3 protein-coding genes are annotated in these 1051 nt (G+C 31.7%); all 3 read left to right on the top strand.

Features of this window, described 5'->3' with window-relative positions; translation table 11 throughout:
• The coding region (locus ACFSR1_RS19090) for a hypothetical protein (protein ID WP_449224260.1) at positions 1 to 219 on the top strand (219 nt) is incomplete at its 5' end.
• A 4-nt stretch (positions 220 to 223) separates the two neighbouring features.
• On the top strand, positions 224 to 532 hold the full coding sequence (locus ACFSR1_RS19085; RefSeq protein ID WP_378294651.1) for a hypothetical protein: 309 nt from the start codon (positions 224 to 226) through the stop codon (positions 530 to 532).
• Positions 533 to 550: 18 nt separating this feature from the next.
• Positions 551 to 853: a hypothetical protein gene (locus ACFSR1_RS19080; protein ID WP_378294650.1), complete on the top strand. Its 303-nt coding sequence runs from the start codon at positions 551 to 553 to the stop codon at positions 851 to 853.
• The last annotated feature ends 198 nt before the right edge of the window (positions 854 to 1051 follow it).

The raw sequence follows: 1051 nt of genomic DNA, 5'->3' as shown, positions 1-1051 counted from the left end.
AACGTTGTAGTGCATCGAAAAATGAATCAAGAAACTAAAATATGCGTTGAATGTGAATCTGAATACTTTAAAAATAATTCAGAAATGATTGCAATTTGTCCTGATTGTGCTCATAAACTTTACGGATACCCAAATTGTGAACACAAATTTGAGGGCGAAAGATGTGTTAAATGTGGTTGGAATGGACAAACCTCTGAATTCTTAAAAAGCAGAACATAAATCGATGGAAATTAAATATTGCTGGAGATGTAAGATGGAAGTTCCTATGCTTAACAAAGAAGAATTTGCAGTTGCCTACAAACTTTATGGAAAAGGATTTAAAAACTTGAAAAAAGACAGGCAAGAAAGGTTCAAAGAATTACTAGAATACTATAATAACTTGACCGGATTCGGAGAAACTGAGCCGAATTCAATAATGCATCATTCACTTGAACAAATTGGACCTGATTGCGAGAAATGTGGAAAACCATACAGAACTCCAAAAGCTAAATTATGTGTAGCTTGTGGAAATAAAAGAAGAAGAATTGGTTGAGAAAAATGTAATAATATAATGTTAAACGGATGGCTAACATATGGGGATGAAAAATTTCGATGGGAATATGACAATAACATTGAGATTAGACCTTACAACAGGAAAATGAATAAAATTCTTGTTGAGTTTGAGCATCAATGTCTTCTTAAATTGATTAACAAACGATTGAAAGACAAAAAGAATATAGAGATATCTCACATTCCTCCTGAGTTCATATCTAAAGCTATAAAAAAAGCAATTGAAAATAATTGGAATTCTAAAGACGGAATTGGACAAATAAACCTCGATTTCAACGAAAATGGATTTGAGGTCAAAAAATAAAAACGCACTACAACAATATATATAGCAAATAGGGCGATTAGTTTTTAACCGAAAGGTTGTTCTCTATTTGCAAAGTCGCCAAATCTTTTGATTTGGTATTAAAAGAGAAAAATTAAAACAAAATACAAAACATTTGGCTTGTGGCTAAACCGAAAGTAATCGCTTATTTTCTGCCCAACTTGCCATATATTTAACGTT

The sequence above is a fragment of the Aquimarina rubra genome (genome assembly GCF_042684305.1).
Lineage (GTDB): Bacteria > Bacteroidota > Bacteroidia > Flavobacteriales > Flavobacteriaceae > Aquimarina > Aquimarina rubra.
Note: the sequence above shows the minus strand (reverse complement) of the source record. Positions and strands in the feature narration are given on the sequence as shown.